This window comes from Pseudomonas sp. B21-028, assembly GCF_024749045.1.
Classification (GTDB): domain Bacteria; phylum Pseudomonadota; class Gammaproteobacteria; order Pseudomonadales; family Pseudomonadaceae; genus Aquipseudomonas.
In genome coordinates, this window is sequence record NZ_CP087184.1 from 5488800 (window position 1) to 5502679 (window position 13880).

Here is a 13880-nt window from a genome sequence, read left to right on the forward strand (position 1 = left end):
TTAGGTACGCTCCGTCTTGCTCAGCCACATATCGCGCATGGAACCGTCTTTGATCTGCATCGGGTAGACGTGTTCGCTGGTGTCGACCGAAATGTCGATGATCACCAGACGATCCTTCATGGCGAACGCCTCCTCCATCTTCGACTTCAGGTCCTTCGATTCCGTGATACGCACGCCGACGTGACCATAGGCCTCGGCCAGCTTGACGAAATCAGGCAGCGATTCCATGTAGGAGTGCGAGTGACGGCTGCCGTAGCTCATGTCCTGCCATTGGCGAACCATACCCAGCACACCGTTGTTCAGGATCACTATCTTCACCGGCAAACCGTATTGCAGGCAGGTGGACAGCTCCTGGATGTTCATCTGGATGCTGCCCTCGCCGGTGACGCAGGCGACGTCGACATCCGGGAAGCTCAACTTGATGCCCATGGCCGCCGGGAAACCGAAACCCATGGTGCCCAGGCCACCGGAGTTGATCCAGCGGTTGGGCTTGTTGAACTTGTAGTACTGCGCGGCGAACATCTGGTGCTGGCCCACGTCGGAGGTCACGAAGGCATCGCCCTTGGTCACTTCGCAGAGGGTTTCGATCACGGTCTGCGGCTTGATCACGCTGCCGTCGCCCTTCTCATAGGGGAACAGGCCACGGTCGCCACGCCACTCATCGACCTGCTTCCACCAACTGGCCACGGACTCCTTGTTCGGGGTCTCGCCGATTTCCTTGAGGATGGCGACCATTTCGGTCAGGACGCTTTCCACGGGACCGACAATCGGCACGTCTGCCTTGATGGTCTTGGAAATGGACGCAGGGTCAATGTCGATGTGGATGATCTTGGCGTTCGGGCAGAATTTCGCCGCACCGTTGATGACCCGGTCGTCGAAGCGCGCGCCAACGGCCAGAATCACATCGGCATGGTGCATCGCCAGGTTGGCGGTGTAGCTGCCGTGCATGCCGAGCATACCGATGAACTGACGGTCGGTGCCCGGGAAGGCGCCCAGACCCATCAGCGTATTGGTGACCGGCAGATTGAGCATCTTCGCCAGTTCGGTCAGCGGCGCGGAGCCACCACCGAGGATCACGCCACCACCCGAATACAGCACGGGACGCTTGGCCGCCAGGAGCATCTCGGCTGCCTTGCGGATCTGTCCGGAGTGACCGCGCACGGCCGGGCTGTAGGAGCGCAGCTTGGCTTTCTTCGGGAAAATGTATTCGAATTTCTCGGCCGGGTTGGTCATGTCTTTGGGAACATCGACCACCACCGGACCCGGACGACCGGATTCCGCCAGGTAGAAGGCCTTCTTCATGACTTCCGGGATTTCCGACGGGTGCTTGATCATGAAGCTGTGCTTCACGATCGGCCGGGAGATACCGATCATGTCGGTTTCCTGGAACGCATCGGTACCGACCATGGTGCTGGGCACCTGGCCGGAGATGATCACCATCGGGATGGAGTCCATGTAGGCCGTGGCAATACCGGTGATGGCGTTCGTGGCGCCTGGACCGGAAGTCACCAACACCACACCGGCCTTACCGGTGGCGCGGGCGTAGCCGTCAGCCATGTGGGTCGCCGCCTGCTCGTGACGAACCAGGATGTGGGTCACTTCCGGTTCTTTGAACAGGGCATCATAGACATGAAGAAGAGCACCACCCGGGTACCCGTAGATATATTTGACGCCTTCGTCACGCAAAAAGCGGACGAGCATCTCACCGCCAGATAAAAGCTCCACGTTGTTCACCTCTAAAACGCCAGAATACCGCCCCTCAAAAGGGGACGGGTCTTAATAGGTTTACTTCTCGGCAGAGCATGAGCGACGGTGGTCGCCGACTACGTCAGCACTGACTGAGCAAGTATTGGGATCGTCCCAAGTGTTGCGGGCCTTTCCCACCCAGCGCGAGGTAACGCGTTGCGGGTGTAACAGGTCGACGCGGATATGCGCCTCATGATCTGCCGAGTGGGCCTGCTTCTGGCAGTCCCTCTACAGCGGACTTTGGATTCTTCTGTTTCGCCTTCTGCAAGTCAAGTCGTCTATGTGCTTTATTCGAAGTAAGCGCATGAGAACGCAAGAAAAAACCTTTAAACGGCAACTGTGTTAGCTTCAATTGCGCAACCCATGACAAGGAAACAGCATGCGAATGTTCCTACTGACGGCCAGCCTGCTGGTTGGCCTGAGCCCGATGTGCATGGCCGGTCAGATCTACAAATGGGTGGACGCCCAGGGGGTGACCCACTTCAGCGCCCAGCCGCCAGACGGCACAGGGGCCACGACCGTGATCAAGTCTTCACCGTCCGTCGGCAAACCGCCCGAGCCACCACCCGCCGGCACCATTGGCGATCAGAAGGCCATTGACGAACAGGTCAAGCAGCAGGTGGCCGACCAGGAAGCCCAGCTCAAGGTGTTTTGCGAACAGGCCCGGACCAACCTCGCGCAATTGAAGAACAACCCGCGGGTCCGTGAAGATGTGGAAGGGGAAATGCGCCGCCTCTCGGACGAGGAGCGACGCCAGCGAATCGACGAAACGCGCAAACAGATAGAGGAACACTGCCAGTGACGGCAGTCAGCTGACGTCGCTGATCAACCGGTCGAACTGCGACAGCAGCCGCTGCAACTCGATGCCCTGCCCTGGTCGCTGGGCATAGACCATTTCCGCCATGGCAAGGATGCCCGAGGCGTTGGGCAGCGGCAGGTCGTTTTCCAGGATGGCTTTCATCCGTGGCAGGAAAATCCACTGCAACCATTGTTCGAAGTCCAGGGTGTCGACCGCGAACGGCTCGACACTGGCCAGCGCTTCGGCCGAAGGCGAAACGCTGCTCCACCAGCCCTGGACCCGCAATTCCCGCTCGATCAGCAGCAGCTGATCGGCGATCTGGGGAAAACGCGTGTCCATCAGAGCGAAACCTTGGCCTTCTGGCGGGCCAGCGCCGCGCCAGCCGAATCGCCCTGCTTCTCACGCGCCTGGGCGATCAGCTCCCACAGGCTGGCCTGAAGGGCCGGACGACCGCTGGCGAGCGTCAGACCACGACGGGCCAGTTGTTCGGCTTGCGGTGCATCGCCTTGGGCCATGCGCACCTGAGCCAGGCGATAAAGAACCTGGGGTTCCCGCGGCGCTACGCGCTGGGCGCGCTCCAGGCTGGAAGAGGCACCGTTGAGGTCGCCACTGGACTGTTGCTGTTGGGCGGTGGTCAGCAGCGCTAGCACCGGGCCATCCAGTTGTTCATCGGCGGACAGGCCACCGGAGCCGGCCGACGGAATGCTGCCGGGCGAGGCAGGCGTGCCGTAGCTGCCCTGATTGATCGGCGAGGTTTCGATAGGGCCCGGCGTGATGGGGCCGGGCGTGATCGGCGTAGTGCTGATCGGCGCCGAGGTCGTGGCACCGCCGCCGGGCACCATCACGACCACACCGGTGTCACCTTGAGGAATCGCCTGGGCCTGGCCTTGCGCCGGTCGTCTCACCGTTGTTTGACGGAAACCGCCGTTGGCCGACACCCTTTCACTGTTGGAGACGGCAGTGCCGGAATCGACAACCGGAATCGAACCGCGCTGTACGGTCGAGCAACCACTGAGCAAAGCCACGGCAGTTACCGCTGGAATCAACCACTTGTTCACGTGAAACCCTCTTTGCTTAATTCATCCAGTCCTTGACCCAATCCATCACCGAATCGGCTGGATTCTGTCCGCCGCAGGCGGCACCGGGAGGTGGTTCGCTGCCGCGAATATACGGCATCTGCACCGCGCCCGGGCAATTGGCATCGGAGCCTTGTCCGGTGCGCGAATCGACCCAGGCCTGAACGATGTTGTCCGGCTGCGGCATGTCCAGCGGCAATGGGTCGGCCTTGCGCATGAAGCTGGTCCAGACCTGCAATGCGCCGGTGGCGCCGGTGAACGGCGTCTTGCCGTTGTCGTCGCGGCCGAGCCAGACCACGGCCAGCAGGTCCTGGCTGAAACCGGCGAACCAGCTGTCACGGGAATCGTTACTGGTACCGGTCTTGCCCGCCAGCGTCAGGGTCCGGGGCAGCACGTTATAGACCGAGCTGCCGGTACCTTCACGCATGACCCGCTGCATGGCGCTCTGGATCAGGTAGATAGAACCCGGATCGAAACGCTGCTGGATCTGGAACGGATAACGCTTGAGCGGCTCGCCGTCGGCGGTGAGCACGCTACGGATCCCGCGCATCGGTGTATTGAAGCCGCCGTTGGCCAGCGTCTGGTACATGGCCGCGACTTCGATCGGCGTGAGGCCACCGGCCCCCAGCAGCATCGACGGGAAGGCCGGCAACTCGCGGCTGACCCCCAGGCGCGCCAGCGTCTTGAGCACGTTCGGCACACCGACTTCCAGCCCCAGGCGAGCCGTGGACAGGTTGTAGGAATGCGCCAGCCCCTGATACAGAAAAACCGTACCGTGGGAGCGCCGGTCATAGTTCTGCGGTTTCCACACCTGGCCGTCCGCGCCCTTGACCGAGAACGCCTCGTCCGACAGCCAACTGGTCAGGGTGTACTGACTTGGTTTTTCCAGGGCGGTGAGGTACACCGCCGGCTTGATCAACGAACCGATCGGGCGCACGGCATCCAGGGCCCGGTTGAAACCGGCGAAACTGGCCTGGCGACTGCCGATCATGGCCTGGACTTCGCCGGTTTCCGGGTTGGTCACCACCATGGCTGCTTCCACGTCCTCGGCACCCTTGCGTCCGCCGAGGCGTTTGAACGTGTCCTCTACCGACGCTTCGGCTTTCATCTGCAGGATCGGGTCGAAACTGGTGAAGATCCGCAGGCCTTCTTCGGTCAAGTCTTCGTCGCGATAGTCTTCACGCAGTTGCCGCTTGACCAGGTCGAGGAAACCGGGGAACGAGCTGTCCGCCAGACTGCCGCGCTTGGTCACGCCCAGAGGCATCTTCTTCGCCGCTTCGACCTGCTCGGCCGTCGCCACGCCTTGTTGTTGCAGCAGGTCGAGCACCAGGTTGCGACGTTCGAGGGCCCGCTCCGGATTACGCCGCGGGTTGTAGGAAGACGGCCCCTTGACCATGCCCACCAGCAATGCCACCTGATGCAGCTTGAGCTCGGACAATGGCTGGCTGAAGAAGAACTGGCTGGCGAGGCCGAAACCGTGCACCGCCCGTTGCCCGTCCTGGCCGATGAAGACCTCGTTGAGGTATGCCTCGAGGATCTCCTGCTTGTCGTAATGCAGCTCCAGCAACAGCGCCATCATGGCTTCGGTGAGCTTGCGGCTGAGGCTGCGCTCGTTGGTCAGGTAGAAGTTCTTGACCAACTGCTGAGTCAGCGTACTGCCGCCCTGGCGCATATGCCCCGAGGACGTGTTGACCCAGATGGCCCGGGCAATCGACTTGGGCGAGACGCCGAAGTGATGGTAGAAATCCCGGTCTTCGACGGCGACCAGCGTATCGATCAGGAACGGCGGCACCTGGTCGATCTTGATCAGGATCCGGTCTTCGAGGTTCTTCGGGTACAGGCCGCCGATCAACAGCGGCTCGAGGCGCACCACCGAAAGACTGGCATTGTTGGCGCCCGTCAGCGCGGCCACGTAGTCGCCGGAAAACCGCACGCGCACCGCTTGCGCCTGTTCCATGCCTTCGTAGAACTGAAAGCCACGGGTATTGAGATCGACAGTGTTGCCATTGACGGAAGCTTCGCCCGGGCCGTTGGCCACGCTTTCACGGCGATAGCCCAGGGCATCGAGTTCGGTGAGGAAATCGTCCTTGCTCAGCTTCTGTCCGACGAACAGCTCCAGCGGTCTGGCGTAGACCTTGGCCGGGATCGTCCAGCGCTTGCCGGAGAACTTCTCCTGGACCACCGCATCGAGGTAGACGGCAAAACCGGCAAGCACGACGAGGCCCACCAGGCCGAGTTTAAGGGCCCAGCCCAGCCAGGGCCGCAGGCGGCTGGCGGGTGGTTTCTTGGGGGTACGAGAGGATCGGGTACGAGTCATGGCGGCGGATTATACGCACTTTGCGGTGGTTCAACATGAGCCCGATAAGCTGCGTGATGCGCGGACCATCCGGTTTGCGTTAACGCAGCTTGCCGCCATAATGACGGCCTTGAATTTTCCAGACTCTGAAGGATCGCCTGTGAGCCAGTCACTGATCGCCGCTCTGCAAAACCCGGCCCTCTACCCGCACCCCGTCGAAGGGTTCCAGGTCATCGAAACCCACATTTCCTGGGTCTTGCTCACCGGTCCTTACGCCTACAAATTCAAGAAGCCGGTCAATTTCGGCTTCCTCGACTTCACCGATCTCGACGCCCGCAAGCATTTCTGTGGCGAAGAGTTGCGCCTGAACCAGCGCCTGACCCAGGACCTGTACCTGGAAGTGCTGCCGATCACCGGCAGCGCCGAAGCGCCACAACTGAATGGTGACGGGCCGGCGATCGAGTACGCTCTGAAGATGCGTCAGTTCCCGCAGAGCCAACTGCTCAGCACGTTGCAGGCCAACGGTGAGTTGACCACTGCCCACGTCGACGAAATGGCTGAACAGATCGCCCGCTTCCACCTCTCCACGCCCAAGGTCCCCGCCGAAAACCCCGCCGGCACCCCGGACAGCGTGATGGCACCGGTGCGGCAGAATTTCGAACAGATCCGCCCGTTCCTCAGCGACAAGGCGGACCTGACGCAACTCGAAGCCCTGCAAGCCTGGGCTGAAAGCAGTTTCGAACGTCTCAAGCCACTGTTCATCCAGCGCAAGGCCGAAGGCTTCATCCGCGAATGCCACGGCGACATTCATCTGGGCAACGCCACCGTGATCGATGGCAACGTGGTGATTTTCGACTGCATCGAGTTCAACGAACCGTTCCGTTTCACCGACGTCTACGGCGACACGGGGTTCCTGGCGATGGACCTGGAAGACCGCGGGCTCAAGTCCCTGGCACGGCGATTCGTCAGCCAGTACCTGGAGCTGACCGGCGACTACCAGGGCCTGGAACTGCTGAACTTCTACAAAGCCTACCGGGCCCTGGTCCGGGCCAAGATCGCATTGTTCAGCATGCCGGCCGAAGCCGACCCGGTGCAACGCGCCACCACTCTGCGCCAATACCGCAACTACGCCAACCTGGCGGAAAGCTACAGCACCATTCCGTCGCCGTTCCTGGCCATTACCCATGGCGTTTCAGCCGTAGGCAAAAGCCACGTTGCGATGCGCCTGGTGGAAGCGCTGGGTGCGATTCGCCTGCGCTCGGATGTGGAACGCAAGCGCCTGTTCGGTGAACAGCAGGTACCAAACGATCCCCAGGCCGGCATCTATAGCAGCGATGCCAGCAGCGCCACCTATGCGCGCTTGCATGAAATAGCCGGCGGAATTCTGCGCGCCGGGTTCCCGGTGGTAATCGATGCCACGTACCTCAAGCGCGATCAGCGTGAAGCCGCAGCGAAAATCGCCGAAGCGACGGCCACCCCGTTCCTGATCCTGGATTGCAATGCGCCGCAAGCGATCGTCGAGAGCAGGCTTGCGCAGCGCCAGGCCGACCAGAAAGACCCTTCCGACGCGACCCTGGCGGTCATCGCCGCACAGCAGGCCAGCCGCGAAGCCCTGACGCCGGCGGAAATCCTCTGCAGCAAACCGGTCCAGACCAATGAAAGCGGCACACTCGACAACGTGGTCGCGCAGATCCGCCAGCGCCTGCCAGGCCTGTAGGCAACTATTTCGACCGTGAAGCGACACCCGGCTTCACGGTCGTTAAGTGGTGGCACTATACTGGCGCCATAAAACCAACAGGTGACATGACATGAACCGCCCTAAGATCCTTAACACTCCGCTGTATGCCTTGCTGCGCAAAGACGACATTGCAGGCTTCAATAAGGAACGCCCTCAAGGCCCGGTCGACCTGTGCGGCGGCGACTTTCGCGGGCTCGACCTGCGGGAACTGAACGTGGACGACATCGATTTCACGGACGCTTACTTCCGTTCCGCCGATCTGCGTGGCGTCGACTTCCGCAAGTCGAAGCTGGAGGGCGCGAGCCTGGCCCATGCGCAGATCTCCGGCGCCTATTTCCCACCTGAGCTATCGGCCGACGAAATTCTGATGTCGATGAACTTCGGCACCCGGTTGCGCTACCGTACCCGCTGATTCGCCAGACAGAGTAAGCCCACACGACCTCCAGCGCCCCTGCCCGCGCTGGATGGAGGGCGTTGCCACTGGTTTCCCTCATCGTGCGTTATGCCTTAGAAGTTTTTGCGACAATTCTGCCAAAGAATCACGCTTTTCCTACTGAGCGCTACACTCCTGAGAAGCTTGCCCACTGAACAGTCGGCCGTCGCAAGGAGGCTCGATGAATGATGAACTGCAGCACCTGAAGAATCTGGGCAAGACGTCGGCCCAATGGCTACACGCCGTGGGGATCCACAGCGCCTCGGATCTGCGTCGACTCGGAGCGGTCGATGCCTATCGTGCTGTGCGCACCCGTGGTTTTCGAGCCTCCAAGGTGCTGTTGTATGCGATTGAAGGCGCGTTGATGGACATGCACTGGAACGACATTCCTGCCGAGCGCAAGGAAGCGTTGAACAAGCAATTGGACGCCATTTCCACCCGTCACAAGGCCTGATGCTCTTCATCACTGACATGGCCACAGCAGTTATTTGGGCTGATTGGAAAACAACGTTTGACATGGTAATGAGAATCGCTATGATTACCACATCCGGTCGCGAGACTGGCCGATATTTGAAAAGCCCTTGGTTCGGACTCTCAGATATCTCCTCATCAGGCTAATCACGGTTATTTGACCCGGCTTTTGCCGGGTCTTTTTTTGCCCGCTGGAAAGCGCCTCTAAGGCTGTCCGCGCATTTGCGCGCAATAATCCACGGGCGGCGTGGCCGGTGTGTACCAGACGTAATCCGCCATGGCCGATGTGACCTCGCTGCCCTCTTCGGCCAGCATCAGGACCACCGGCGCCTCTCCGGCCCCGATGTCCAGGGTATGCAGCGGTACGCCGACATCCTTGCGTCCATGCCAGGCACCTGCAAACAACAACGCGGGCGTTGGCGCGGCCAGTAATCGTTCGGCCATGCGTCGATCTCGCTGTTGCTGGACGGCCACCATCGCCGGCATCTGCGATTCCGGCAGCAGGCCGCAGTGGGAGTCACGAATCTGCCCCAGCAACTCGTCCTTTACCGCCGCTCTATTGGAGCGAACACCGCTCAAGCCTGGCATTTGCTGGTAGAAGCGCTGGATTTCGACAGCATCCAGGTTAGCGGCCAACAATGGATAAGGTTGCGCCAAGGCGTATTCGACGACAGGCCCATACAGGTTCCAATCCCAACCCGGCGACCAATCCAGCGCGTCGGGCAGGTTTTCCGGCATGGCAGATAGCTGGCGGACCCCATCGACCCGCGACTGCTGGTCGGGCGTCAGCATTTCCAGCAGCAGGCTGCCTTGCGCCCGCTGCCCGGCCAGGGCCTGGAGCAACCATAATTGCAGCGCGTGGTGATCAGGGTTGTCATGCTGCTCGCCCACGATGACCCGAGGTGTCTTCGCCAGCTGTTTGACCAGAGCCCCGGGCGCAACGGCCTGACCGCTGTGCAGGTCACGGATCCGCCCGTTGATGGGTGGCGGTGCGATGCTCTGGCAAGCGGCCAAGGCACTCAAGACCAGAATCAGGATCAGGCGCATCGGGCGGCGTTCGCGACGGTGGTGTTCACGGATGGGCATGGAATCGTCAGGCCGAGTACTCTCGAACCGACATTTGATGAATACTTTGTCCGGACCGTCAACTGTGAAATCACTCCCACCGGGAGGTATTCAACATCAGCATCGAGACTCACATGAAATTTCTGTGCACCAACGCCGAACTGCCTGACAACGACAGTCGCGGTTTCGATATCGAGGGGCGCAAAGTGCTGGCAGTACGGCGCGCGGGTCAGGTCCACGTGTATCTCAACCGCTGTCCGCACCGAGGCGTCCCGCTGGAATGGCAACCCGACCGGTTCCTCGACGCCAGTGCCAGCCTGATCCAGTGCGCCACCCACGGCGCGCTGTTTCTGATCGAAAGCGGCGAATGCGTGGCCGGTCCTTGTGCCGGTCAGTTCCTGGCGGCGCTAGACAGCCGGGAGGACGCGCAAGGCATCTGGGTCAAGCTGTAACGGCTCGAGCAGCACCGGCAGCGCACGATCCACCCACATCTGCTCGGGCGTCAGCGTGACCCCGTAGGCCAGCACCTGCACACCCGCCGCTGCCGCTTCGCGCAAGGCAGCCGCATAGCCCGGATCGATTTCCTCGGCCGGGCGCACCGCCTCGATGCCACTCAGGTTCACGCAATACAGCTGCACCGCACGCACACCTTCGCGGGCCAGACAGGCCAGCTCCCTCAGGTGCTTGGCGCCGCGCTGGGTCACGGCATCGGGAAATGCGGCGATGTTCGTGCCATCGAACCCTAACGTAACGCTCTTGACTTCGACCCAGGCCGAGCCGTGCTCGTAGTCGAGGCGAAAATCGATACGACTGTTCTCCACGCCGTAGGCCACTTCCCGCTTCAACCCGATGAAGCCATTGAGCTCGCTGATCACACCGGCGCGCAACGCCTCCTCGATCAAGCCATTGGCCCGCCCGGTATTGATGCAGGCCAGCCGTCCCTGAGGGGTTTCGCCGACTTCCCAGGTCCCGGGCAGCTTGCGCTTGGGATCGCTGGAGCGACTGAACCAGACCCGTGCGCCTTCGGCCATGCAATTGAGCATCGAGCCAGTATTGGGACAGTGGATAGTCAGCTGTTCGCCATCAAGGGTTTCGATATCGGCAAGGAAACGCTTGTAGCGCCGAATCAGTCGACCCTCTTCCAAAGCGGGAGAAAAGCGCATCAGCCTTGCCAGCTCCGCAGTCCACGCGCGATTCGCTCCACCGCTTCCTGTAGCCGCGGCAGGCTCTGGGTGTAGGCGAAGCGCACATGGTGCCCGGCCTGATGGCGGCCGAAGTCCAGGCCGGGGGTGAACGCCACGTGTTCGGTTTCCAGGAAGTGCTGGCAGAAGGCAAAGGCATCGCCACCGAATGCGCGGATATCGGCATAGAGGTAGAACGCGCCTTCCGGCTCGACCGCAATGCCGAAACCCAGTTCACGCAAGGCCGGTAGCAAGAAGTCGCGGCGTAGCGCGAATTCGGCCCGTCGCTGCTCGAAGATCTCGATGGTCGCCGGCTCGAAACAGGCCAGGGCCGCGTACTGGGCCATGCTCGGCGCACTGATGTAGAGGTTCTGCGCAAGTTTCTCCAACTCGCTGACGGCGGCCGAAGGCGCCACCAGCCAGCCCAGTCGCCAGCCGGTCATGCCGAAATACTTGGAAAAACTATTCAGGACGAAGGCATCGTCGTCGACTTCCAGCACGCTGGCGGCCTCGGTGCCATAGGTCAGGCCGTGATAGATCTCATCCACCACCAGATGGCCATTACGGGCCTTGATTGCCTTTGACAGCCCGGCCAGCTCGTCCCGGGAAAGCAGCGTCCCGGTCGGGTTGGCCGGGGACGCCACCAACGCACCGACGCTGTCCTGGTCCCAATGCCGGTTCACCAGCTCGGGGGTCAACTGGTAACGCACCTCCGGCCCCACCGGCACCAGTTGCGCCGCGCCCTCCACCAAACGCAGGAAGTGACGGTTGCAGGGGTAGCCCGGGTCGGCGAGTAGCCAGTGTTTGCCCGGGTCCACCAGCAAGGCGCTGGCCAGCAGCAACGCCCCGGACCCGCCCGGCGTGATCAGGATACGTCGGGGGTCGATACTCACCCCGTAGCGCTGTCCATAGAAACCGGCGATGGCTTCACGCAGTTCGGGGATGCCGCGGGCGGCGGTGTACCGGGTCTTGCCCGCCGCCAGCGCGGCCTGGCCGGCCTGGATGATCGGCTCGGCCGTGGTGAAATCCGGCTCGCCGATCTCCAGATGGATGACGTCGTGTCCGGCAGCCTGCAACTCATTGGCACGGGCCAGCAACGCCATCACATGGAAAGGTTCGATAGCGCGACTGCGCGCACTGTAGGGCTGAGCCATTAGCCTTCCTTCGCGTAAAAAAGAACCGATTCTACCCAACTCTCAGCCCAAGTCAGAAACAACTGCGGGAACGAGCGCAAGCCTATAGCCCCCGGATCGCAGGAAATGACTCCGGCGATTGGCCCAGGCTTGACTAGAATCAAGCATTGAGCAGGATGACCTCTTCACCGGACCGAACCCGGCCATGCCTTGCGAGGCCCCGCCCGCCGCAGGCTCGACAACCGGGAGTGGCGCGGCCCGATTCGATCTGGTAAGTTCGCCCGCTTGCAGCCGCAGGGCCGGCAGGTGTCGGTGATGGAGCAATCCTGCGTAGTGGATTACAAGAGTAGAGGCGGTCCATTCATGCCCACCCAAGCAAAGCAAAATCAAAATCAGTCGCTCAGCGGGTTTGAGCCTTATGTCCCTAAAGCGGGCGAAGAGTACATGGGCGCCCCCATGCGCGCGCACTTCACCAAGATCCTGAACAAGTGGAAACAGGACTTGATGCAGGAAGTCGATCGCACCGTGGATCACATGAAAGACGAAGCGGCCAACTTCCCCGACCCGGCCGACCGTGCCAGTCAGGAAGAAGAATTCAGCCTGGAACTGCGTGCACGTGACCGTGAACGCAAGCTGATCAAGAAAATCGACAAGACGTTGCAACTGATCGAAGACGAAGAATACGGCTGGTGTGAGTCCTGCGGCATCGAGATCGGCATCCGCCGCCTGGAAGCCCGCCCGACGGCTGACTTGTGCATCGACTGCAAGACCCTGGCGGAAATCAAGGAAAAACAGGTCGGCAAGTAATTTGCCTGGGCTGTCACCGAAAAAACGGAGCGTTCATACGCTCCGTTTTTTGTTTGCATCAGGTCAATTAGAACCCATGAACCCCTTGTGGGAGCGAGCCTGCTCGCGATAGCGCCAGATCAGTCACCTCTGCGGTGGCAGGCATACCGCTATCGCGAGCAGGCTCGCTCCCACAGGGGGCAGTGTTCCTCCACTATTATTTCCCTATGACTGCCACCTCTCCCTACATCGGACGCTTCGCCCCCACCCCCAGCGGGCATCTGCATTTCGGTTCGCTGGTCGCTGCACTGGCGTCGTACCTGGACGCCCGGGCTGCTGGCGGGCGCTGGCTGCTGCGCATGGAAGACCTCGATCCGCCCCGGGAGGAACCCGGCGCGCAAGTGGCGATTCTCAAGGCCCTGGAAAGCTACGGCTTCGAATGGGACGGCGAGATGGTCCGCCAGAGCGAGCGCCATGAGGTCTACGATCAGGTCATCAACAGGCTGTTCAGCCAGGGCCTGGCTTATGCCTGCACTTGTTCGCGCAAACAGCTGGAAGCGTATCAGGGTGTGTATCCGGGATTGTGCCGAAACGCCGGGCACGGCACCGAAGACGCCGCCATCCGCCTGCGCGTTCCCGAGCTCGAGTACCACTTCATCGACCGGGTACAAGGCGAGTTCCGCCAGCATCTGGGCCGCGAGGTCGGCGATTTCGTCATCCGTCGCCGCGACGGGCTCTATGCCTATCAACTGGCCGTGGTGCTGGACGACGCCTGGCAAGGAGTCACCGATGTCGTGCGCGGCGCCGACCTGCTGGACTCCACGCCACGCCAACTCTATCTGCAGGAGCTGCTGGGGCTGCCGCAACCGCGTTACCTGCATGTACCGTTGATCACCCAACCGGACGGACACAAGCTGGGCAAATCCTACCGTTCGCCACCCTTGGCGGCCGGCCAGGCCACGCCGTTGCTGTGCAGGGCCTTGCGGGCACTGGGCCAGGAGCCGGGCGTCGAACTGGTCGATGCCAGCCCTCGGGAGCTGCTGGCCTGGGGTGTTCGCCACTGGGATGCGGCAAGGATCCCGCGCACAATGACCCTGCCCGAGGCGCAAATACGTTGACGGCCCTTGCAGCTTGGCGCCCATCCGTTACCATCGCC

14 protein-coding genes are annotated in these 13880 nt (G+C 61.6%); 7 read left to right on the plus strand and 7 right to left on the minus strand.

Annotated elements, in window-relative coordinates; translation table 11 throughout:
- A complete protein-coding gene (locus tag LOY35_RS23725; protein ID WP_258627822.1) occupies positions 1 to 1725 on the minus strand; it encodes an acetolactate synthase 3 large subunit in 1725 nt (574 codons plus the stop codon).
- A gap of 400 nt (positions 1726 to 2125) precedes the next feature.
- On the opposite strand from LOY35_RS23725, the gene LOY35_RS23730 reads away from it, so the two are divergent.
- Positions 2126 to 2548 (plus strand): DUF4124 domain-containing protein, encoded by a 423-nt coding sequence (locus LOY35_RS23730; protein ID WP_258627824.1) that lies wholly within the window; start codon positions 2126 to 2128, stop codon positions 2546 to 2548.
- Between the two features lie 6 nt (positions 2549 to 2554).
- Here LOY35_RS23730 and LOY35_RS23735 read toward each other — a convergent pair whose 3' ends face one another.
- The 3 genes from LOY35_RS23735 to mrcB are packed head-to-tail and all read right to left on the minus strand — an operon-like array spanning position 2555 to position 5938.
- Entirely contained in the window at positions 2555 to 2884 is a 330-nt protein-coding gene (locus tag LOY35_RS23735) for a YqcC family protein (RefSeq protein ID WP_258627828.1), read from the minus strand.
- Positions 2884 to 3603: a M48 family metallopeptidase gene (locus LOY35_RS23740; RefSeq protein WP_258627830.1), complete on the minus strand. Its 720-nt coding sequence runs from the start codon at positions 3601 to 3603 to the stop codon at positions 2884 to 2886. Before LOY35_RS23740 ends, LOY35_RS23735 begins: the two co-directional genes overlap by 1 nt.
- A 16-nt stretch (positions 3604 to 3619) precedes the next feature.
- Complete coding sequence (mrcB, locus tag LOY35_RS23745; protein ID WP_258627832.1) at positions 3620 to 5938, minus strand: penicillin-binding protein 1B; 2319 nt, start codon at positions 5936 to 5938, stop codon at positions 3620 to 3622.
- Positions 5939 to 6077: 139 nt separating this feature from the next.
- Between mrcB and LOY35_RS23750 the strand changes: the two genes are divergently transcribed.
- The 3 genes from LOY35_RS23750 to LOY35_RS23760 all read left to right on the plus strand — a co-directional run bounded on the left by LOY35_RS23750 (position 6078) and on the right by LOY35_RS23760 (position 8542).
- Positions 6078 to 7634 carry a bifunctional aminoglycoside phosphotransferase/ATP-binding protein gene (locus tag LOY35_RS23750; protein ID WP_258627834.1) on the plus strand — a complete coding sequence of 519 codons (1557 nt, stop codon included), beginning with the start codon at positions 6078 to 6080 and terminating at the stop codon, positions 7632 to 7634.
- A gap of 91 nt (positions 7635 to 7725) precedes the next feature.
- Positions 7726 to 8067 (plus strand): pentapeptide repeat-containing protein, encoded by a 342-nt coding sequence (locus tag LOY35_RS23755; protein WP_258627838.1) that lies wholly within the window; start codon positions 7726 to 7728, stop codon positions 8065 to 8067.
- A 202-nt stretch (positions 8068 to 8269) separates the two neighbouring features.
- Positions 8270 to 8542, plus strand: a complete 273-nt coding sequence (locus LOY35_RS23760) for a TfoX/Sxy family protein (RefSeq protein WP_024779602.1) — start codon at positions 8270 to 8272, stop codon at positions 8540 to 8542.
- 221 nt (positions 8543 to 8763) lie between these two features.
- Here the strand turns inward: LOY35_RS23760 and LOY35_RS23765 are convergent, their stop codons facing one another.
- A complete protein-coding gene (locus LOY35_RS23765) occupies positions 8764 to 9606 on the minus strand; it encodes a ChaN family lipoprotein (RefSeq protein ID WP_258633723.1) in 843 nt (280 codons plus the stop codon).
- Positions 9607 to 9758: 152 nt separating this feature from the next.
- Between LOY35_RS23765 and LOY35_RS23770 the strand changes: the two genes are divergently transcribed.
- A complete protein-coding gene (locus LOY35_RS23770) occupies positions 9759 to 10076 on the plus strand; it encodes a Rieske (2Fe-2S) protein (protein ID WP_258627844.1) in 318 nt (105 codons plus the stop codon).
- Here LOY35_RS23770 and sfsA read toward each other — a convergent pair.
- Positions 10032 to 10787 carry a DNA/RNA nuclease SfsA gene (gene sfsA / locus LOY35_RS23775; RefSeq protein WP_258627847.1) on the minus strand — a complete coding sequence of 252 codons (756 nt, stop codon included), beginning with the start codon at positions 10785 to 10787 and terminating at the stop codon, positions 10032 to 10034. The two genes, LOY35_RS23770 and sfsA, sit on opposite strands and share 45 nt — an antisense overlap.
- Positions 10787 to 11959, minus strand: coding sequence for a pyridoxal phosphate-dependent aminotransferase (locus LOY35_RS23780; protein WP_144929979.1), 1173 nt, complete (start codon positions 11957 to 11959; stop codon positions 10787 to 10789). The genes sfsA and LOY35_RS23780 overlap by 1 nt, the downstream gene beginning before the upstream one ends.
- Before the next feature lie 342 nt (positions 11960 to 12301).
- Here LOY35_RS23780 and dksA point away from each other — a divergent pair, with 342 nt between their 5' ends.
- Both dksA and gluQRS read left to right on the plus strand, forming a co-directional pair.
- A complete protein-coding gene (gene dksA, locus LOY35_RS23785) occupies positions 12302 to 12745 on the plus strand; it encodes an RNA polymerase-binding protein DksA (RefSeq protein WP_024779597.1) in 444 nt (147 codons plus the stop codon).
- Between the two features lie 206 nt (positions 12746 to 12951).
- A complete protein-coding gene (gene gluQRS / locus LOY35_RS23790) occupies positions 12952 to 13842 on the plus strand; it encodes a tRNA glutamyl-Q(34) synthetase GluQRS (protein ID WP_258627852.1) in 891 nt (296 codons plus the stop codon).
- Positions 13843 to 13880: the final 38 nt, after the last annotated feature.